Here is an 18,991-nt window from a genome sequence, read left to right as displayed (position 1 = left end):
CTTGATGAATTAATTGCGTTTTTGATCTATTGTTTACCATTGCCTTATATAACTGTGCAGGTAGCACGCGAAGGTCAGACATGAAAGTCACAAGACCAGGATCAATGACACCCTTTATGGGGGGCGGGGATGGACGATATCCATCAAGCCCTTACGGGATTCTTGCATATGGCAAGGATGCGGGCCGTCGTCGTGCGCCAAATCAGGACCATCAGGTTGATATCGACACCGACGCCATACCGGATCCGGTCGACAAGATACCCTATCATACCCCCGATATCGCAAACGTTCTGGGTATTCCGGACCAACAGGTGACACCTGCGGTAGAACAGGCGATTGGTCGCCTGATGGTGCGCATCAACGGCTTGACCGAAAATCTCAATGAACTGAAGCAACGCCAGGCCCATCTGGCCCGCAATGAGGGCCGCGATCCCTTTACCGGCGCGATCAGCCGGCCGGCCTTCATGCAGATCCTTGAAAACGAAATGTCACTGGTTGGCGCGGATCGGACAAGCCGGATGGTGTTAATGTGCGAACTGGCCAATCTTGACGACATCCTGCAACTTCACGGGCAGGACTGCAAAGACGGTCTGTTTAACTATGTCCGGCGCATCATGGCCGATTTCATCATGGCGCCGCATCATTTGGGATATCTCGGCTGCAATGACTTTGCCGCCCTGATGTACAATGTTGACAAGGAAGATGTCTGGCAACGCGTTGACGCCATCACAAGATGGCTTGATCAACATCCCTATACCCACAAGGGCAAACCGATCCCGGTTGTGCCGGTATTCGGCCTTTATCACGCCCAAAGCGGCGATACGCCGGCCTCGGCCCTGAAGGCAACAGATGCGGCCCTGCGTGCGCACAAGGAAATGTATCTGGCCCGGCTGGATCGAATTCCGCAGGGCATCTGATTACTTCCCATTTTACATCAGGCAGAGTTTGACGTGGCCGACGGTAAATCAGGCGATAATGTCTGGGACCAGCTGCGACTCGATATAAAGGATTTCGTCCTTTAAGGCCAATTTGCGCTTTTTCATGCGGCCAAGACGCAGTTGATCATGATGGGGGGCCTGAACCATTTGTTCGATGGCGACGTCCAGATCACGGTGTTCCTCGCGGAGCGAAAGAAGTCTCTTTTCAATCTCGATCTGATTGATTTCGTCCATTTTTGATCCAGCTTAATAACCAATGCGAGGGGACAGTGATAATACCAGATATCATGTTGGCAACCCATATGATTTGTACCACCCTGTAAAACAAATTTGCCACGATCGGGAAGGAAACAAATGCGCATCGGAGTTTTGACCAGTGGCGGTGATTGCGCCGGATTGAACGCGGTTATTCTTGCGGTGGTCCGCCGTGCGGTTCTTGGCTATGGCTGGGATGTTGTCGGTATTCGTCAGGGAACCCATGGCCTGATGCAGGACCCGCCCCAGGCCATTGACCTTAATGATCAGGTCAATAGTGACGGGTTGCTGCGTCTTGGCGGTACGATCCTTGGCACGGTGAACAAGGGCGATCCGTTCCATTATCCGATGCCTGATGGCAGCTTTGCCGACCGATCAAGTGAAGTCATTGAAGGCTATCACAAGCTTGGTCTTGATGCCCTGATTGGCATTGGTGGCGATGGCAGCATGGCGATCCTGCATCGTTTGGCCAAGATGGGCGGTATCAATCTGGTGGGGATCCCAAAGACGGTTGATAACGACCTTGCCCAGACGGAATATTCCATTGGCTTTACTACGGCGGTGAATGTCGCAACCGACGCCCTTGATCGTTTGCAACCAACCGCGGCATCCCATGAACGGATCATGATCCTTGAGGTTATGGGCCGTGATGCCGGGCATATTGCCCTGTTTGCTGGGGTTGCGGGCGGGGCGGATGTCATCCTGATCCCGGAAATGGATTATGACCTTGATGAGCTTAGCCAGCATTGCCTCAATATCCGCAAAAGCGGCCGCAACCATGCGCTTGTGATCGTTGCCGAGGCGGTCAAACGTGATGATGGATCGGCGGTAACCCTTGGTGATGATGGCCAGAAGGTCCGCTATGGCGGCATCGGCCATTGGCTTGCCGATGAACTGGGCGCGCGAACCGGCTGGGAAACCCGTGTGACTGTGTTGGGGCATGTTCAGCGCGGTGGCACGCCATCGCCACGTGACCGTGTGATTGCATCGGCCTTTGGTGTGCATGCGGTGGATTTGATCGCAGAAAAGAAATTTGATCGTGTCTGCGCCTGGCAGCAGCGCAAAGTCGTCGATGTTGCGATGGAAGATGTTATTGTCGGCCCGCGGCTTGTGGATACCCAAGGCACGATGGTCTCGACCGCCAAGGGGCTTGGCGCCTATATGGGGCATCCGCCGAAAGTCGCCAGAACGGCCAAAACCGTTTGATATCCAATAAAAGCACAGCAGGTTGGGAATGGATCAGGAAGAAGTCTGGGCCTTTACTGTCGCGATGTACGGTCGCGATGGCGTCGCCAAGTTGTGCCTTGATCTTCAGGAACGCTGTGACCTTGATGTGAACATGCTGCTTTTCATGTTCTTTCTGGGCCAAAAGGGACTAGCACCGCTAAGCATTTCAGCACTTGAGGCATCTGTGCGTGACTGGCGCGAAAACGTGATCAAGCCACTGCGCCAGACACGGCGACACCTGCGCGATGATCCGCGTACCAGTGCACAGGAACTGCGCCAGAAGGTCAAATCAGACGAATTGCAGGCCGAACGCATCGAACAGCACATCCTGTGCGACGCGGTTGATGCCGTGCCCAGTGATGATCCGATGGCCGCCGCCCATGCCTATTTGTCTCCCAACCGGTTCGCGTTGGATCAGCAGGCCTGTGACAAGGCGCTTGGCGACCTGACCCGGATGATGGGGATTGCCTAGCGCCCGGTTATCCTATTCGCGCGTTTTGGGTTTGCCGGTGACCGGGATTGGATTGGCGGCCTCGGTATCGCCCCAGCGGGCTGTTTCGGGCAGATCAATCTCAAACAGATCAAGAATGCGACCGCAGCTTTGCGTCACCATTTCATCAAGTGATTGCGGCCGGGCATAGAATGCCGGGACCGGCGGGGCAATGATCGCGCCGTTTTCTGTTGCCAGCGCCATGTTGCGGATATGGCCGGCATGAAGCGGTGTTTCACGTGCCATCAGGACAAGACGCTTACGCTCTTTAAGGATCACATCGGCGGCACGCGCGATCAGATTATCTGCGACTCCGCTTGCGACCTCGGCCAGCGACTTCATCGAGCAGGGGGCAATGATCATACCGCGGGCGCGAAAAGAACCGGATGCAATCGAGGCACCGATGTCGGCATTGTCATGGACAACGTCAGCCATCTCCTTGATTTCGCGGATTTTAAAATCGGTCTCATAGGCGATGGTGCGCTCGGCTGCTTTGGAAAGAACCAGATGAGTCTCGATTGGCGTATTTTTCAGCAACTGTAAAAAACGTATGCCATAAATCACGCCCGATGCGCCGGTTATGCCAATGATAAGTCGATCTTTTTGCGTCATGCCAATCCTTGCCGGGCTGTGTTCTTGTTCACGTTTCTGATCGAAACACTGGAAATCATGTTACGAAATTAATACCATCTTGTTGTGGGCAATGTCAGATATAAGGAGTAGGCGAATGAGCGTTCAAAGCCATATCGAAGCTCTAACTGCCAAACATGCTGCACTAGAGCAGGAACTCCACCTCGAGACGCGCCGCCCGGCGCCCAACGATTCCGTTGTTGCAGACATTAAACGCCGCAAGCTTGAAATCAAGGACGAGATAAACCGAATAACCCATTAGCCGTTGTGGCATGGCCAAACGCGTGATCAAGAACACGCGATCCCCCATGCGAACGGTTTGACGACCTCAAAGATTTCCTAACTCTTGCTTTTGCCGCCTCATCTTAACGCCCACGCTTGAGGCGGCAACTTTATGTCTGCACTTCAAAATCACGGGCAACTTCCCACATTCATCATATCGCTGCAAACAGATACGAAACCCCTGACTGAGGGGATCAATCGCGTGTCTGTTTTGAGTAATTGTAATCCGCAGAAACCAAGGATTACAGGGCGCTACCAATGTCTAAGGGGTATGTGTAAATTAAATCGGTATTATGATGCCGATTTACGAGCATATAGCTCCGCATGCGTCCGAAATGGACGCCAGACCAAACGCCGCGGGAGGGTATTTCACCAATGACCGGTCGCTATCAGGAAATCTACGAACGTTCGATCGCCGACAAGGAGGGCTTTTGGGCAGAAGCTGCTGGAAACATTTCCTGGTACAAGAAATGGGATCGCGTTCTTGATGACAGTAACGCGCCGTTTTACCGCTGGTTTGTCGGTGGCAAGGTCAATACTTGCTATAACGCACTGGATCGTCACATCGAAAACGGCCGCGGGGATCAGGCAGCTCTGATCTATGACAGCCCCGTCACCAACACAGTCCAGACATTCACCTATTCCCATCTGCGCGACGATGTTGCCCGCCTTGCCGGGGCGCTGCATGCGCGCGGGGTGACCAAGGGTGATCGGGTGGTCATCTATATGCCGATGATCCCGCAGGCCGCGATGGCGATGCTGGCCTGTGCGCGGATCGGCGCGATCCATTCTGTTGTGTTTGGCGGTTTTGCGTCCAACGAATTGGCGACCCGCATCAATGACGCCAAACCAAAACTGATCCTGACCGCAAGCTGCGGCATCGAAGGATCGCGCGTGATTGAATACAAACCGCTGCTGGATAAAGCCATCGCCATGGCGGATCACAAACCCGAAAGCGTCATTCTGTTCCAGCGCCCGCAAAGTGATGCTTTGCTGATGGATGGCCGTGATTACGACTGGGAAGTCGAATGTGCGAAGGCAGCACCGTCTGACTGTGTCCCGGTTGATGCCACCGATCCGCTTTACATCCTTTATACGTCTGGCACGACCGGCCAGCCCAAGGGCGTTGTCCGCGACAATGGCGGCCATATGGTGGCCCTCAACTGGTCGATGAAGAACATCTATGATGTTGATGCCGGTGATGTTTACTGGGCGGCGTCTGACGTTGGCTGGGTGGTTGGCCATTCCTATATCGTTTACGCGCCGCTTCTGGCCGGGTGCACGACGGTGATGTATGAAGGCAAACCGGTCGGAACGCCGGATGCCGGGGCGTTCTGGCGGGTGATTTCCCAGCACAAGGTCAAGGTGCTGTTTACCGCCCCAACGGCGTTTCGTGCGATCAAACGCGACGATCCCAAGGCCGCGCATATGGCCAATTACGACCTTGGCAGCCTTGAGGCGCTGTATCTGGCGGGTGAACGTTCTGATCCCGATACCCTGCAATGGGCGGAAAACAGCCTTGGTGTGCCGGTGATTGACCACTGGTGGCAGACAGAGACTGGCTGGTCGATCTGTGCCAACCCGCGCGGAATTGAATTGCTTCCGATCAAGTATGGCTCGCCGACGGTGGCGGCTTGCGGTTGGGATGTGCAGGTTCTCGACGAGGCGGGAAAGCCGCTTGAACGCGGTCAGATTGGCGCGCTTGCCGCCAAATTGCCGCTGCCACCGGGGACGCTTCCGACCCTTTGGCAGAATGATGACCGGTTCAAGTCATCCTATCTTGAAGAATTCCCGGGCTTTTATGCCACCGGTGATGCCGGCTTTATTGACGAAGATGGCTACATCTACGTCATGTCGCGCACTGACGACATCATCAATGTTGCCGGGCATCGCCTGTCGACCGGGGGGATGGAAGAAGTGCTTTCAAGCCATCCAGATGTTGCCGAATGCGCTGTGATTGGTGTGCATGATGATCTTAAGGGGCAATTGCCGCTGGGCTTTATCGTGTTGAAGTCCGGGGTCACCCGCCCGCACGACGCGATCCTGGCCGAAGTCGTTGCCATGGTCCGCGATCAGATTGGACCGGTGGCCGCATTCAAGAAGGCAACTGTGGTCGAACGCCTGCCCAAGACCCGATCGGGCAAGATCCTGCGCAAGACCATGCGTTCCATCGCCGATGGTGAAAGCTATAACACCCCGGCAACGATCGATGATCCGGCAATCCTTCCCGAAATCGCCGAGGTCCTCAAAGAAATCGGTTATGCAAAATAGATAGACCCGTCCATCACAGATGCAAACTCCCGCTCCCAACTTAACGGAGCATCCTTGCACCCGCTTTTGAAAGCAAAAGCGGGTGCTTTTTTAAAAGGATCAAGTTTTGGGAATGATCGGGCTGTCGTCGCCCAGTGGCCGTTGCATCAGGACCGAGTCTAGCCAGCGGTCAAACTTGTAACCGACCTTTTTAAACGTGCCGACCATTTCAAAGCCAAGGCGTTGATGCAAGCTGATCGACGCCTTGTTGGCACTATCCCCGATCACGGCAACCATTTGGCGCCATGGGCCGTCTTCGCACCGTTTAATCAGGGCCGCCATCAGAAGGCTGCCAACCCCCTGGCCAACACAATCATGGGCCACATAGATCGAATTTTCGACCGTATGGCGATAGGCCGTGCGCGGGCGATAGGTGCCAGCGTAACAGTAGCCAACAATCGTATTGCTGCGGACGGCAACAAGATAGGGCAGGCCTTTATCGCGAATGGCGGCGAACCGATTGGCAATTTCGGCCTCGTCAGGTGCTGTTTCCTCAAACGATGCCGTGCCATGCAGAACATGGTGGCGGTAAATCGCCGTGATGGCCGGGATGTCTTCAAGTCCGGCGTCGCGGATGGTGATGTTGGGTAACAGGGCTGTGGCAACGTCTTTGGTCGCGGTGTTCGAAGGCATGTTTTTTATCCGGCATGATGATGTTTGAGCTGACATTACGCTCAAATAAAGAATAAGTTTAGCTTTGATAAATTATGCACAGCATAAGGAAAAGTTTGGTATGCGTGCACTTAACCTTGATCAGCTTCATGCCTTTGCCGATGTTGTCGCACTGGGAAGTTTTTCTGCCGCAGCCGATAAGCTTAATCTCAGTCAGCCTGCCATCAGCCAACAGGTGCGGCAGCTTGAAACCCGCATGCGTGTCAAATTGATTGAACGCGTTGGCAAACGTGCCGAGGCCACACCGGCGGGGTTGGCCCTTTTGGCCCATATCAGCGATATTGATGCATCTGTGCGCGCGGCCGAGGACGCCGTGGCCGGATTTTCAAGTGGTGCAGCCGGTCGCGTGCGGATCGGCACCGGGGCAACAGCCTGTATCTATTTCCTGCCGGCCATTCTGGAAAAGCTTCAACGCAGCTTCCCAAAACTCGAAATCATGGTTCGTACTGGCAATGCTGGCGATATCGTGCGTGCGATTGAGGATAACAAGCTCGATATCGGCCTTGTGACCATGCCATGCAGTGGGCGGAGCCTTTCGGTAACGCCGATCATGACCGATCCGTTTGTCGCAATCTTTCACGCAGATGCCGATGTCGGGGATGTTATTCGCCCTGTCGATCTGGAAGCGATGCCGCTGGTGCTTTATGAACGCGGCGGATTGACGCGCACATTGGTCGATGACTGGTTGCGCAAATCCGAGGTTAATGGTCGTTCGGTGATGGAACTGGGCAGTGTGGAGGCGATCAGGGAACTTGTCGGGGCAGGCATCGGTGCGACGATCCTGCCCGAAATGGGCGCAAGACCAGATCGAACCCAGTTTCCCATCAAGACCCGCCCATTGTCACCGCCACTTGTGCGCGAACTTGCGCTCATCATGCGTCGCGATAAAACTCTAACGCCGGGGCTACAGGCTGTCTGCAATAGCCTGAAAGCAGCCGCTGACAGGCGCAAAACTGAACCGCAAACCGGTCAATCTTCCTCAGAAATGAAGAAGGTTGGAAAATCCGCATCCGGCTCCGGCGCGTGAAGCGCCACACCAGCCGTCGTGATCATTTCGGCGATATGATCCGGCGGCGGGCAATCGGTGAAGAACGCGCTGACATCGCGGATGGAGCCGCCGCGGACAACGGCGTTGCGGCCAAACTTGGTGTGATCGGCAACCAGATAGGATTTCCGGGCGTTTTTCAGGATGGCAGATCGGGCGCGGACTTCCTGTTCATCGAAATCAAGCAGGCTGCCATCCGGATCAATCCCGCCAACGCCAAAGATGCCGTAATCAACCTTGTAGCTGTTAAAGAACGCCTCGACCTCGGGACCCAGGACATCCCGGTCACGATTGCGCAGGCGTCCGCCAATCAGGGTCACCTCAAAGCTGTCATTGGTGGCCGCGACATAGGCGACATTGAGGTTATTGGTGAAAATCCGAAGATCACGGTGTTGCAACAGCGCGTTGGCGACAAGTTCCGGGGTGGTACCAATCGAAAAGAACAGTGACGCCCCGTTGGGAATTTCGCGCGCTACCAGGGCCGCGATCTTGCGCTTGTCATTGACGTTCAGAACCTTGCGCGCCCGATAGGCGATGTTTTCATGCTCAAGGGCTGGTTCAACACCGCCGTGGCGACGGCGTAGCAGGCCCTCATCGCACAGCGCATTCACATCGCGCCGAATGGTTTGCGGGGTGACGTCAAAGCGTTCGGCAAGTTGTTCGATGGTGCGAAAGCCATCAGCACGGACAAGTTCGACAATGCCTGCCTGGCGTTCGGTTGGGCGTTTTTGCATGGAAACGTGTCTTCGGTGTTGTTCATTTGAAAAGCAGGCGAATGGTATGTCGCGACCATGTCGGTTGCGTTACCGTTTCGCTGCATTACTGTGAAACAAACCTTACGCAAGCAGGGCGTAAACCCCAACGAAAAAGGCCGCCCGGTGGGCGGCCTTTGAAATTCGATCAGGATTTGAAGAGGTTTTCGGCCGCTTCCATGTAATCGGAAGTTTTCGGCTCGTCTTTCTTCTCGTCCTTTTTCTTGCCCGGATAATCCGGTTCCGGATTGATCTGCAATTCTTCTGGCAGCGGATCCGGCTCGACATCCTTGGCGATCTTTTCCGGGTTCTTCGAACGTGCAATCACGACCTGTTTTTCAAGGTCAAGCTCGGTGCAAAGGCCCATGGTGACCGGGTTGCGCGGCGTCAGGTTGGCCGAGTTCCAGTGCGAACGATCACGGATCTTGCCAATGGTGTCCTTGGTGGTACCGATCAGCTTGCAAACCTGCGCATCGGAAAGTTCCGGATGGTGTTTGAGAAGCCATGCAATTGCATTCGGGCGGTCCTGACGTTTGGAAACCGGGGTATAGCGTGCACCCTTCGACTGCGCGCGCGGGCGCGGCAGGTCGGATTTCGCCATTTTCAGGAATTCGCGCGGGTCTTTTTCGCAACGCGCGATTTCTTCTTTGGTCAGCTGACCATTGGCAACCGGATCAAGGCCAACAATACCCTGGCCGACGTCGCCGTCTGCAATGGCCTGAATTTCAAGCTCATGGAGTTCGGTAAAGGCAGCAATCTGCCGGAACGACAAGCCGGTATTGTCGATAAGCCATACAGCGGTTGCTTTGGGCATGAGGGGCTGTGCCATATTTCCTCCTGTTTCCTTCTTTCTCTCTGGAGACCGGCGATGGGTATAAGGCCCAAAAAGCGCGGGAATGTCTGCCCCAGAATATAATCTCTTTAGGTGGTCCGGCAATGCAGCAAGGTCAACCGCGGGGGTTGCTGCGCATCATCGGATCCGCAATTGCGTTCTTTTCGATCAATGTGCGGGTAAATGCAACAATCTGTTGCGGTGTTCTGAAAAGAATATTTCTTTCAGGACCGCAAGCATAGCAATGTTGCCTTGGATCGGTCAGATAAAACTTATCAGACCTTCGTCCATACGCGATCAGTCGACTTCCAGTATCACTTTTCCGATGTGCGCGCCACCCTTCAATGTGGCATGTGCCTCCGATGCCTGTTCAAGCGGGAAGGTCTTGTAAATTACGGGGGCGATTTGACCGGATTCCAGAAGCGGCCAGACTTTTTCGCGCAACGAATTGGCAATTGCGCCTTTGTTGGCAACTGGCTGCGCACGCAGGGTTGATCCCATCAGCGTCAGACGTTTGAGCAACAGCGGGGTAAAGTTGGTTTCCGCCTTGGGTCCGCGCAAAAAGGCAATGATCAGAATGCGGGCTTCAAAGGCAGCTGCCTTGAAATTCCGACTGACATAGTCGCCTGCGACCATATCCAGAATAACATCTGCGCCTTTGCCATCGGTTGCGGCTTTGACTTCTTCGACAAAGTCCTGGGTCTTGTAGTTGATCGCAACATCCGCCCCCAGATCACGGCAGGTCTGACATTTTTCGTCCGTTCCGGCGGTGGCAATCACCCTGGCGCCAAATGCCTTGGCAAGCTGGATGGCGGTGGTGCCGATCCCCGATGTGCCACCATGCACCAGAAATGTCTCCCCCGCCTTCAGATCAGCTTTGTCAAAGACGTTATGCCAGACCGTGAAAAAGGTTTCGGGTAGGCCGGCGGCGGCGGTCATGGACATGCCTTTGGGCACCGGCAGGCATTGCGCCGCTGGTACTGCGGCATATTGGGCGTAGCCGCCGCCGGTAACCAGTGCGCAAACCTTATCCCCGCATTTCCAGTCGGTGACGTTTGATCCAACGGCAACAATTTCGCCCGACAATTCAAGCCCCGGGATTTCTGACGCACCGGGCGGGGGCGGATACATGCCGGCAACTTGCATCAGGTCCGGTCTATTCACCCCACTTGCCGCAACCCGCACCAAGACATCATCCCGGCCATGGTCCGGCACCGCGACATCACCCAGCACAAGGGCAGGGGGGTCGGTGTCTTTCGTGATCTCGACGGCTTTCATCTTTTTGGGAAATTCTGGATTGGACATCGGGACCTCGTTGGCGAAAACTGCGTTTTATACCTATCTAGGACATGAAGGAAATTCAATGCCCCTGACCTGACAGGGAATAATGGAGGATGATTGTGGACGAAGAAGAGTTTGCTGTTCTCAAATCGGGTGAATTTGGCTTGCCGCGCAATCTTGAAGGAATGTCGGTCACCAGTCTCAAAGACTATCGCGCCGCGCTGGAGCGTGAAATTAAACATGTGGATGAGACGCTCGAACACCGCAAAGGTGTGACCGAGGGTGCAGAAGCATTGTTCAAGAGCTGAAACCCCATCTGGATGCTTCGGCGCAGCATGTTCGATTACTAGACGTGAGGATGGTTTTTTTAAACCTGCGGTTAATTGAAAATTAAACTTGCCGTCTTATATGTGGAATAGAGGGTCATCTGATGGCTCTCTTGTCGAACGTGATGTTTCGATGCCTCCCTGTTAAACTGAGCCGCCCTTTTTTGGGGCGGTTCTTTTTCTTTGTGATTGATTTTTCGTGGCTTAGTGGCCTGCCAATTAAGGCAGTGTGCATCTGCGTGTCGGTATTAATCTGCAAAAGGGTACGGGTTAATACGTATTGTCACATTTGTGCCATGAATAGCCTTGACCGCCTCTTAAGCGCTGGCTAAAGTTCGCACACAACAAAAACAAAACCAAAAAAAGTCCGGCAAGTTTAGCAGGTTGAGGTGAGACCGCCCCGAAAGTGGGCGGTCTTTCTATTTGCGAAACTTTCGTCTTGAAGCCGCTTAAAACCTTCCCAATATATTCAGGATGACTCACGAGCATCCCCCGACGTCAAAGGCGGCGTCGTATCAAAGCAATTTCTCGGTTGTTCATTTTTCGCGTACCTACGATGAAGCCTTTACACTGCTGATAGAGGCACGGAATTACCTTTCCGCCCATCGTGGACAAAGCAAGAAACAGGGCAGTCGCGAAGCCGTTGCACAATGCGTCGAAGAGATGCGCATGACCACGCGATTGATACGGGCAATGGCGTGGCTTCTTGCTGTGCGTGCTGTTGAAGAGGGGGAAATCCCCTGGGATGAGGCTGTCGATATCGACGATCTGATGGTCGATCTTCGGGTTTGTACGGTCAATCCGCAGGAGGAATATGGTTTCCTCTCGCCCGGTCTTCTCGATCTGATGGGGCGTGCGCATTCACTTTATATGCGCACCGCCCGTATGGAATTGCAGGTCGCCGCACGCTCCAACGGCTAAAAGACAGCAGCCTTACCCGAACATCGTTTTGCCTATGCTGGTAGCGGCACGGTTGGTTGATAACGGCGCACAGCGCATTATTGCGATCACGGGATTTAGGGGATGGGACAAAGCTCAGCTGCGGGCTTGAACCTGGAAGACCTCAATCGGGTCGGAAAAGCCCTTCATCTGGCGTGTGCCTTGCGAGACAAAGCTTGCCCGACTGCCGCTATAGGTATTCTTGACGTTTTCCGAAACCAGCGTTTCGTCACCGCCTGCTTGTGCACAGACGCGCGCGGCAAGCTGCACCACACTGCCAAACAGGTCGTTTTCCTCGGCAATGGCTTCACCGGCATTGATGCCGATGCGGATCTGGAATTTCAAATCCTGGCTGGCATTATGGGATGCCATGTTTTTTTGGATTTCAATGGCGGCCTCTACCGAACTCGCCGAGGACGGGAACACGGCCATGATGCCGTCGCCCATATGCTTGACTTCCTTGCCATAGTTGTTGATCAGGGCCGTGCGCACGATCTGGTTATGGATATGCACCATCTGCTGCGCGCCATGATCCCCCAGTTCCTGGGTTTTGGCTGTGGAATTGACGATGTCGGTAAACATCAGGGCATGAAGCTTTTTTCCACCGGCACCTTGTGGGCCAGCCGCGGGCTTGTCGCTCCAGTCATTGATTGCTTTGGCAACCGATGACGTGATGCTCTTTTCATCTTTGATATAGGCGTCCATCGACTGGCGGCCCGCGCCATACATATCCTTGTATTTCGGCTCAAGAATATAGTCGTCGACATTCTTGCAGAATGTCTCGGCCATGCTTTTGTTTGCGCCCATCGCCGAAATGCAATCCCGCAAAATGACGCGCCCGTCTTTTTGATCCAGTGCGTGTTTTTCACTGCATGCATCACAGGCCCCGGCGACATAAAGGTTCACGCCAAACTTGTGATAGGCATCAAGCGAGGTCACTTTACGCTGAATGGCTTCGATCGATCCTGTGATGAAGTCGCGCATCTGTTCGCGCGTCGCCCGCATTTCGCGTGTTTCGACCAACGGTTTTTCCGGCGTATCGTCAATCGGCTCCGGTGCGGCCGCTGCCGGTGTGTCGTCCTGCGCGTCTTCTGCGACCTCTACGTCCGTGTCGCCATCCTCACGGGCCATTTCGGCCGCCATTTCCGCGGCTGACTTGCGGCGCACATCCGAACCAGATCCCTGTGCGACGCCCGGGCGATTGCCGGCGCGGGCCGTTTTCGACCCTGTCGAACGAAAAGACGCCATCGACGATCTGCGGGCACGTCCCTTGAATTTTTTGGTCAGCGCCATCAGCATCGGTACGACGCTGGCCAAAAAACCAACGGTAAAGGACAGGAAGTTCGCCTTGTCGTAAAAGCCCTGACTGATCTTGAGCCCCATCCCCGGCAGGAATTCAAGCCCTTTGGCTGCAAGCAACATGGTCGCAAGGCCAACGGCAATCGCAACGCAGAAGGCGACCATCATCTTAAGGCCAAGACCAATAAGGGTCTGGCTTTCTGCAACCGATGCAGATGGGCGAACAGCTGCGGGTTTCTTTTCGCTCGCAGGTGCCGCATCGTTGGGCTTATCGGCAGATGTATCTGCCTTTGGCATCATTGGGGCGGGGGCAGGACGCTGGGCATCGGCTTTGGGCGGGGCTGATCGCTTTGGTTTTGCCTGCGGGTTGGTGTTTTCCAGTCTGCCCTGACCGCGCGTTTCGTAAATCACATACTCGTCAGAGCTGTTGGTTGCGTGGTCGTAAACCTCGCGAATGACTTTGACGCCTGACACGTGATTGGCGCGCTCGATCTGTTTGGCTTCTTCTTCTGCCTGCTTTCTTTGCGCACCAGTAAAGTGACCGTGGATCTGCCACCGGCCTGAACGGTCTTTAACATAGACCTCATAGCTAACCTGGTTACGTGCTGTCACTTGATTCATCTAAGAGCCTGATCATGCGTTCAAGCAGAACAGGGCAGCAGAATCGGTGCCGCCTTATCCTAACGAATGGGATTATGGCAAAAAAATGCCGAAATCACCATCAGATATGCTCAATAACAGCCGAGAGTTGTTCCAACCATAGCTTTTTGCCGTCGGCAGCTATGCAGATTCAGGGTTTAGACAAAGAAAAACGCCCGCGGCATCAAGAAGATGCGACGGGCGCTGATCCCACAGAACACAGAAGCGTGTTCTTTGCTTAGTTGCCGATATTGAAACCAGCGAAGCGCTTTTTGAACTTAGCAAGCTGCCCGCCGCTGTCCAGAAGACGGTGAACACCAGTCCAAGCCGGGTGGCTTTTCGGATCGATGTCGAGCTTCAACACATCGCCCGGATTGCCCCAGGTCGACTGCGTGGTGAAGGTGCTGCCGTCAGTCATCTGAACGGTGATCTCATGGTAATCGGGATGGATATCTTTTTTCATCGCCTATCACTCCGGAATTTGAAGCGCGGTGTATAGTGTAAAAAATCGGCTCGCGCAACCCCTGTAACCGGTAATTATCCGATTAACGCCAAATGAGGGGAGTGCAGTAGCGATCAGGCGGTCGTTTAGCAGTGCTTGCCCCATGTTACAAGCTTTTCTCGCACCCGTGCTTATGCATACTTGCACAGGTCTCTTTATATAGTATGGTGCGCCAACAATTGATTGTCGCCTTGCCGGGGCATTGGACCCCGATGATAGACGGAGAATATGACTGTGGCCCTTGAGGAAACCCGCTTCCATCAGCTTGCAGACGAAACCATCGAAACGCTGTCTGATGTTATTGATGATGCCTTGGGCGATGACCTTGATGTTGATCTGCAGTCCGGCATCCTGACCATCGAACTCGATTCGGGCGAACAATTCATCATCAACAAGCATGGTCCCAACCGTCAGGTCTGGCTTTCTTCGCCAGTCAGTGGGGCAAGCCACTATGACTTTGATGAAGACAACGAAACCTGGACCTCGACCCGCGGTTCGACCACGCTCCATGATCAGCTTTCGGCTGATCTTGCTGTCAAAACCGGGAACAAGCTTGATCTTGGCTGATCTCTTTATATCGGCCGCGTGGTTACCACTGCATACGGAATAAAGTGCCTTGGCGCGTACACCGACTTCTTCTGCAAAACTCACCGATCGTGAAACCAGCCGGAACCTCTCGTCGCTCCGTGCCATTGTCCCGTTCGTCACAAAATACCGTTTGCAGCTGTTCGGCGCGCTGATCGCACTGGTGACAGCATCTGGCACCGTACTGGCGCTTGGCAATGGCCTGCGCATGCTGGTTGACGAAGGCTTTGCCGAAGGTGACGGCTCGCTGCTGGACCGGGCATTGTTCGTTCTATTTGCGGTAACCCTGTTGCTGGCGGGCGCAAGTTACATGCGCTTCTTCCTGGTTTCCTGGATCGGGGAACGTGTGGTTGCTGATATCCGTTCCGCCGTATACCGCCATATCATCCGGCTGGACTCAGCCTTCTTTGAAGTCACAAGAACCGGTGAAGTTCTTTCGCGCCTGACAACCGACACCACGTTGCTTCAGGCCGTCATTGGCTCAAGCGTCTCGATCGCGCTTCGCAATGCCCTGATGTTTGTCGGGGGACTGACGATGTTGGCCATCACCAGTCCCAAGCTCACAGCTCTTGTCTTGCTGGTTGTGCCGTTGGTGGTCATTCCGATTGTCGGATATGGTCGACGCGTGCGGCGTTTGTCGCGCGAGTCCCAAGATCGGGTTGCCGACGTCAGCGCCTTTTCCGAAGAAACTCTCAATGCGCTGCGCACGGTGCAGGCCTATACCCACGAAGAAATCGAAAGCCAACGTTTCAGCGGCCACGTCGAAGGGGCCTTCAGAACGGCGGTTGCGCGTATTTCTGCCCGCGCCCTTCTGACCGCGATTGTTATCGTCATGGTGTTTGGTGCGGTTGGCACCATCCTGTGGATTGGTGGGCATGATGTGCTGGATGGCACGATCTCGGCCGGGGAACTTTCGGCCTTTGTCTTTTATGCTGTGGTAGTTGCCGGTTCCGTTGGCGCCATCAGTGAAGTGATCGGTGATTTGCAACGTGCGGCGGGGGCGGCGGAACGCCTGGTTGCGTTACTGTCGACGGAACCTGAAATCAAGGCACCGGAAAACCCCGTCGCGTTGCCGGTACCCCATCAGGGGCATGTCAGTTTCGAAAACGTCACCTTCCATTATCCTGCCCGCCCAGATCGCTCGGCCCTTGAAGGTCTCAGCCTTTCGGTCAAGCCGGGGGAAACGGTTGCACTTGTTGGCCCTTCGGGGGCGGGCAAGACCACCGTGTTCCAGCTGCTGCTGCGCTTCTATGATCCGGCAAGCGGTGTGATCAAGGTTGACGGGGTTGATATCAAGACGGCCGATCCGGTCGCAGTACGTGAACGCATTGGTCTTGTCGCACAGGACCCGGTGATCTTTGCCGCCAGTGCATGGGACAACATCCGCTATGGCCGTCCGGGGGCAAGTGATGCCGATGTGCGTGCGGCTGCCGACGCTGCGCATGCCAGTGAGTTCCTTGACCGGTTGCCGGATGGCTTTAATACCTTCCTGGGTGAGAAGGGCGTGCGCCTGTCGGGCGGTCAGCGTCAACGCATTGCGATCGCGCGCGCGATCTTACGCAATCCGGCCATCCTGCTTCTGGATGAAGCCACCAGTGCGTTGGATGCCGAAAGTGAACAGGTTGTTCAAAAGGCACTTGAAACCATCATGAAAGAGCGCACCACGCTCGTGATTGCGCATCGTTTGGCAACGGTTCTGCATGCAGACCGGATTGCTGTGATTGATGATGGCAAGCTGGTAGCAGTCGGGACGCATCAGGAACTGCTCGAAAGCTCCCCGCTATACGGGCGCCTGGCCAAGCTGCAGTTTGAACGCGACGCAGCCTGATCTTGGGCCAAAGCCAAAGCGTGCTGTATGGCTGTCCTCTATTTGCTTTCTTTATTGCCACATTCTCCCGACCCAAAACGCTGAGCCTAGGCTTCAACAGTGCAGACATCTGTCGTGATGTTGCAGAAACAAAAAACCCGCCACAAGGGCGGGTTTTTGATTTTGGACCAGTCGGGGTCTTATTCGGCGCTGGCGATCTTGCGGTTGCCGATTGACAGTTCAGCATACTGTTTGCGCAACACATCAGAATCCGCAAGGAAGCGATCAAGCTCTTCACCCTTAAGCGTCTTGCCACTCGGCATCTTCACGCGGATCGGGTTGACCTGTGCGTTGTTTTGCAGGATCTCGTAATGCAGGTGCGGACCAGTGGAGCGACCGGTTGTGCCAACATAGCCGATGATATCGCCCTGCTTGACCCGCGATCCCTGCTTCAGGCCCTTGGCAAAACCATTCATATGGGCATAGGCGGTGGCATAGGAATCATTGTGGCGGATCTGGATGTAATTGCCATAACCGCCATTGCGGCCAATCTTGGCAATCGTGCCGTTACCGGCGGCAAAGATCGGTGTGCCGGTCGGGGCTGCGAAGTCGATCCCCTTATGCATCTTGGTATAGCCAAGGATTGGGTGCTTGCGTTTGCCATAACCCGATGACAGACGTGCGCCGTTGATCGGTGTCCGCATCAGTGCACGGCGATAAGATTCGCCCTTCTGGTTATAGAAGTCGGTTTCGCCGTTGCTGTCGGTATAGGAATAAAGCCGAACCTCATGGCCGCTGAGCGTCATGCTGGCATAAAGCACATCGCCATAACGCACCCGTTCACCGGCATCGTTTTTCAGTTCCTGATACATGATCTCAAAACTGTCGCCCGGCTGAATGTCACGCTGGAAGTCGACTTCATAGGAATAAAGTTCGATCAGTTCCATCAGAACCGGGATCGGAACGCCGTTGCGTTCCGCTGCCAGAAACAGGCTTTGCTCGATCGTGCCCGACGCTACATTGCGCGAAGGTGTCAGTTCGATTTTGTCCGAGGATGCCTGATAGCCGTCATCAGTGCGCGAGACTGAAACAATGGTTTCCGGGTCCGGCTGGAAGCTCATCTGGTCCAGAAGTTCGATATCGTCCTGCCCGTCCGCAGCATAAACAAGGTCGAATTCCTGCCCGGCGCGCAGTTTGCGCGGGTTGAATACATCGCGCAGGGCTTCGATCGCGTTATAGGCAGATGTCCGCTCGAGGCCTGTGGCGGTCAGTGTCGCCATCAGGTTGGAGCCCTTTTCAAGGACAACCGTCTCGCGGCGTGGTTCAAGATCCGGGATACTGGCGGTTTCGGTGACGTCCGCGTCACCCCCCATAACGAGGCTCTCTGCAGCGCTGGCAGACAGGGCAGTATCCGAGGCGTTCGAATAATGATCAGATAGCAGATATCCGGTTGTTCCCCCCAGAATTACCATCACGCTCGCAATAGAAACCAAGTCTCTTCCGGCCATTGCCGCAGAACTCCCCTAAAAGCCATTTGTCAGTTCACCCGGGCCGTCGCTCTTGTTGGCAACATCGCCAAGAACCTTATACATAAAAGATTTGGCGATGTGAAATGCGAATTGCCGCAGGTAAAAGTGGAACCCGTCCCGACATAATGGCGCGATTTCCTTTACGAACCGTTGAGGGAATCCTGCTGCCTTGGTCGTGATGGGCGGCGATCATGTGCCAGCCCACAGTGGCAAGAACATGGCAGCCGAAAACAAAATGAAATCCAGTTCACAGGGCCGCAGATCAGGTGCGCGATATGACATATATATATATGTATCGTTATCTGACTGTTCTTGATGTGGGCAAACGACGACTTCTGATGTGGTAAATCGGCTATATGGAATGGCGGGCATGTTGACCGGTCTGATCCATGTTCAACCACGGTTTCTCAACCACGGGATGAAGGGTGAACTCCCCCGGTTCCGGCCAGTTTTAGCCCTTTTTACAAAAATGTCTTTTTCTGACGTTTTTTCTCAAAAAAGGGTTTGACAGTTTTGGGAGTGGGGCCTATAACCCGCCTCCACCGACGGGGTGCGGCGCCAACGAGACGGCGACGCGGACTGAGCGGTTCGGGGCTTCGGTCCTAGAGTTCTTTGACATTGTAGATCAGAAGGAAGGGATGCGCGGGCAGC

General features: G+C 54.7%; 19 protein-coding genes. 10 read left to right on the top strand and 9 right to left on the bottom strand.

What is annotated here, in order from left to right:
* Nucleotides 1-104 precede the first annotated feature (104 nt).
* Nucleotides 105-917, top strand: a complete 813-nt coding sequence (locus FHI25_RS00095) for a diguanylate cyclase (protein ID WP_246878838.1) — start codon at nt 105-107, stop codon at nt 915-917.
* A gap of 48 nt (nt 918-965) precedes the next feature.
* Here the strand turns inward: FHI25_RS00095 and FHI25_RS00090 are convergent, their stop codons facing one another.
* Complete coding sequence (locus tag FHI25_RS00090) at nt 966-1,172, bottom strand: DUF465 domain-containing protein (protein ID WP_008891665.1); 207 nt, start codon at nt 1,170-1,172, stop codon at nt 966-968.
* 120 nt (nt 1,173-1,292) lie between these two features.
* On the opposite strand from FHI25_RS00090, the gene FHI25_RS00085 reads away from it, so the two are divergent.
* Together FHI25_RS00085 and FHI25_RS00080 are read left to right on the top strand one after the other, a co-directional pair.
* On the top strand, nt 1,293-2,399 hold the full coding sequence (locus FHI25_RS00085; RefSeq protein ID WP_210513932.1) for an ATP-dependent 6-phosphofructokinase: 1,107 nt from the start codon (nt 1,293-1,295) through the stop codon (nt 2,397-2,399).
* A gap of 28 nt (nt 2,400-2,427) precedes the next feature.
* Nucleotides 2,428-2,892 carry a TIGR02444 family protein gene (locus FHI25_RS00080; protein WP_210513930.1) on the top strand — a complete coding sequence of 155 codons (465 nt, stop codon included), beginning with the start codon at nt 2,428-2,430 and terminating at the stop codon, nt 2,890-2,892.
* A gap of 12 nt (nt 2,893-2,904) precedes the next feature.
* On the opposite strand, the gene FHI25_RS00075 is transcribed toward FHI25_RS00080, so the two are convergent.
* Nucleotides 2,905-3,522: a UbiX family flavin prenyltransferase gene (locus FHI25_RS00075; RefSeq protein ID WP_064779464.1), complete on the bottom strand. Its 618-nt coding sequence runs from the start codon at nt 3,520-3,522 to the stop codon at nt 2,905-2,907.
* A 115-nt stretch (nt 3,523-3,637) separates the two neighbouring features.
* On the opposite strand from FHI25_RS00075, the gene FHI25_RS00070 reads away from it, so the two are divergent.
* Together FHI25_RS00070 and FHI25_RS00065 are read left to right on the top strand one after the other, a co-directional pair.
* Nucleotides 3,638-3,802, top strand: coding sequence for a DUF465 domain-containing protein (locus FHI25_RS00070; RefSeq protein ID WP_008891661.1), 165 nt, complete (start codon nt 3,638-3,640; stop codon nt 3,800-3,802).
* 395 nt (nt 3,803-4,197) lie between these two features.
* Nucleotides 4,198-6,093, top strand: a complete 1,896-nt coding sequence (locus tag FHI25_RS00065) for a propionyl-CoA synthetase (protein ID WP_210513928.1) — start codon at nt 4,198-4,200, stop codon at nt 6,091-6,093.
* A 99-nt stretch (nt 6,094-6,192) separates the two neighbouring features.
* Here FHI25_RS00065 and FHI25_RS00060 read toward each other — a convergent pair whose 3' ends face one another.
* Nucleotides 6,193-6,765 carry a GNAT family N-acetyltransferase gene (locus FHI25_RS00060; RefSeq protein WP_210513926.1) on the bottom strand — a complete coding sequence of 191 codons (573 nt, stop codon included), beginning with the start codon at nt 6,763-6,765 and terminating at the stop codon, nt 6,193-6,195.
* A 100-nt stretch (nt 6,766-6,865) separates the two neighbouring features.
* Here FHI25_RS00060 and FHI25_RS00055 point away from each other — a divergent pair, with 100 nt between their 5' ends.
* Nucleotides 6,866-7,831 (top strand): LysR family transcriptional regulator, encoded by a 966-nt coding sequence (locus tag FHI25_RS00055; protein WP_210513924.1) that lies wholly within the window; start codon nt 6,866-6,868, stop codon nt 7,829-7,831.
* Here the strand turns inward: FHI25_RS00055 and FHI25_RS00050 are convergent.
* The 3 genes from FHI25_RS00050 to FHI25_RS00040 form a co-directional block, all read right to left on the bottom strand.
* Entirely contained in the window at nt 7,774-8,583 is an 810-nt protein-coding gene (locus FHI25_RS00050; protein ID WP_210513922.1) for a DeoR/GlpR family DNA-binding transcription regulator, read from the bottom strand. The two genes, FHI25_RS00055 and FHI25_RS00050, sit on opposite strands and share 58 nt — an antisense overlap.
* 166 nt (nt 8,584-8,749) lie before the next feature.
* Nucleotides 8,750-9,430, bottom strand: coding sequence for a cell cycle transcriptional regulator TrcR (locus FHI25_RS00045; RefSeq protein WP_008891656.1), 681 nt, complete (start codon nt 9,428-9,430; stop codon nt 8,750-8,752).
* Between the two features lie 300 nt (nt 9,431-9,730).
* Complete coding sequence (locus FHI25_RS00040; protein WP_246878837.1) at nt 9,731-10,738, bottom strand: NAD(P)H-quinone oxidoreductase; 1,008 nt, start codon at nt 10,736-10,738, stop codon at nt 9,731-9,733.
* An 89-nt stretch (nt 10,739-10,827) separates the two neighbouring features.
* On the opposite strand from FHI25_RS00040, the gene FHI25_RS00035 reads away from it, so the two are divergent.
* Complete coding sequence (locus tag FHI25_RS00035; RefSeq protein WP_064779454.1) at nt 10,828-11,022, top strand: DUF1192 domain-containing protein; 195 nt, start codon at nt 10,828-10,830, stop codon at nt 11,020-11,022.
* A gap of 492 nt (nt 11,023-11,514) precedes the next feature.
* Nucleotides 11,515-11,961 (top strand): DUF1465 family protein, encoded by a 447-nt coding sequence (locus tag FHI25_RS00030; RefSeq protein ID WP_210513920.1) that lies wholly within the window; start codon nt 11,515-11,517, stop codon nt 11,959-11,961.
* Between the two features lie 114 nt (nt 11,962-12,075).
* Here the strand turns inward: FHI25_RS00030 and FHI25_RS00025 are convergent, their stop codons facing one another.
* Both FHI25_RS00025 and rpmE read right to left on the bottom strand, forming a co-directional pair.
* Entirely contained in the window at nt 12,076-13,899 is a 1,824-nt protein-coding gene (locus tag FHI25_RS00025; protein WP_210513918.1) for an adenylate/guanylate cyclase domain-containing protein, read from the bottom strand.
* A gap of 256 nt (nt 13,900-14,155) precedes the next feature.
* Nucleotides 14,156-14,380, bottom strand: coding sequence for a 50S ribosomal protein L31 (rpmE, locus tag FHI25_RS00020; protein ID WP_008891651.1), 225 nt, complete (start codon nt 14,378-14,380; stop codon nt 14,156-14,158).
* A 267-nt stretch (nt 14,381-14,647) separates the two neighbouring features.
* Here rpmE and cyaY point away from each other — a divergent pair, with 267 nt between their 5' ends.
* Both cyaY and FHI25_RS00010 read left to right on the top strand, forming a co-directional pair.
* Nucleotides 14,648-14,986, top strand: a complete 339-nt coding sequence (cyaY, locus tag FHI25_RS00015; RefSeq protein ID WP_063088989.1) for an iron donor protein CyaY — start codon at nt 14,648-14,650, stop codon at nt 14,984-14,986.
* A 49-nt stretch (nt 14,987-15,035) separates the two neighbouring features.
* On the top strand, nt 15,036-16,832 hold the full coding sequence (locus FHI25_RS00010) for an ABC transporter transmembrane domain-containing protein (protein ID WP_210513916.1): 1,797 nt from the start codon (nt 15,036-15,038) through the stop codon (nt 16,830-16,832).
* Between the two features lie 179 nt (nt 16,833-17,011).
* Here the strand turns inward: FHI25_RS00010 and FHI25_RS00005 are convergent, their stop codons facing one another.
* Nucleotides 17,012-18,184 (bottom strand): M23 family metallopeptidase, encoded by a 1,173-nt coding sequence (locus tag FHI25_RS00005; RefSeq protein ID WP_210513914.1) that lies wholly within the window; start codon nt 18,182-18,184, stop codon nt 17,012-17,014.
* Nucleotides 18,185-18,991 lie beyond the last annotated feature (807 nt).

It is taken from the genome of Thalassospira sp. ER-Se-21-Dark, assembly GCF_017922435.1.
Classification (GTDB): domain Bacteria; phylum Pseudomonadota; class Alphaproteobacteria; order Rhodospirillales; family Thalassospiraceae; genus Thalassospira.
The sequence above is the reverse complement of the archived record's forward strand: the minus strand, read 5'-3'. Positions and strand labels throughout refer to the sequence as shown.

What these genes read in the sequence shown, in the direction of transcription:
- FHI25_RS00045 (WP_008891656.1), bottom strand. Translation starts at nt 9,430, where the DNA reads ATGGCACAGCCCCTCATGCCCAAAGCAACCGCTGTATGGCTTATCGAC.
- FHI25_RS00075 (WP_064779464.1), bottom strand. Translation starts at nt 3,522, where the DNA reads ATGACGCAAAAAGATCGACTTATCATTGGCATAACCGGCGCATCGGGC.
- FHI25_RS00065 (WP_210513928.1), top strand. Translation starts at nt 4,198, where the DNA reads ATGACCGGTCGCTATCAGGAAATCTACGAACGTTCGATCGCCGACAAG.
- FHI25_RS00035 (WP_064779454.1), top strand. Translation starts at nt 10,828, where the DNA reads ATGATTGTGGACGAAGAAGAGTTTGCTGTTCTCAAATCGGGTGAATTT.
- FHI25_RS00040 (WP_246878837.1), bottom strand. Translation starts at nt 10,738, where the DNA reads ATGTCCAATCCAGAATTTCCCAAAAAGATGAAAGCCGTCGAGATCACG.
- FHI25_RS00030 (WP_210513920.1), top strand. Translation starts at nt 11,515, where the DNA reads ATGACTCACGAGCATCCCCCGACGTCAAAGGCGGCGTCGTATCAAAGC.
- FHI25_RS00050 (WP_210513922.1), bottom strand. Translation starts at nt 8,583, where the DNA reads ATGCAAAAACGCCCAACCGAACGCCAGGCAGGCATTGTCGAACTTGTC.
- FHI25_RS00095 (WP_246878838.1), top strand. Translation starts at nt 105, where the DNA reads ATGACACCCTTTATGGGGGGCGGGGATGGACGATATCCATCAAGCCCT.
- FHI25_RS00055 (WP_210513924.1), top strand. Translation starts at nt 6,866, where the DNA reads ATGCGTGCACTTAACCTTGATCAGCTTCATGCCTTTGCCGATGTTGTC.
- FHI25_RS00080 (WP_210513930.1), top strand. Translation starts at nt 2,428, where the DNA reads ATGGATCAGGAAGAAGTCTGGGCCTTTACTGTCGCGATGTACGGTCGC.
- rpmE (WP_008891651.1), bottom strand. Translation starts at nt 14,380, where the DNA reads ATGAAAAAAGATATCCATCCCGATTACCATGAGATCACCGTTCAGATG.
- cyaY (WP_063088989.1), top strand. Translation starts at nt 14,648, where the DNA reads ATGACTGTGGCCCTTGAGGAAACCCGCTTCCATCAGCTTGCAGACGAA.
- FHI25_RS00005 (WP_210513914.1), bottom strand. Translation starts at nt 18,184, where the DNA reads ATGGGGGGTGACGCGGACGTCACCGAAACCGCCAGTATCCCGGATCTT.
- FHI25_RS00085 (WP_210513932.1), top strand. Translation starts at nt 1,293, where the DNA reads ATGCGCATCGGAGTTTTGACCAGTGGCGGTGATTGCGCCGGATTGAAC.
- FHI25_RS00070 (WP_008891661.1), top strand. Translation starts at nt 3,638, where the DNA reads ATGAGCGTTCAAAGCCATATCGAAGCTCTAACTGCCAAACATGCTGCA.
- FHI25_RS00060 (WP_210513926.1), bottom strand. Translation starts at nt 6,765, where the DNA reads ATGCCTTCGAACACCGCGACCAAAGACGTTGCCACAGCCCTGTTACCC.
- FHI25_RS00025 (WP_210513918.1), bottom strand. Translation starts at nt 13,899, where the DNA reads ATGAATCAAGTGACAGCACGTAACCAGGTTAGCTATGAGGTCTATGTT.
- FHI25_RS00090 (WP_008891665.1), bottom strand. Translation starts at nt 1,172, where the DNA reads ATGGACGAAATCAATCAGATCGAGATTGAAAAGAGACTTCTTTCGCTC.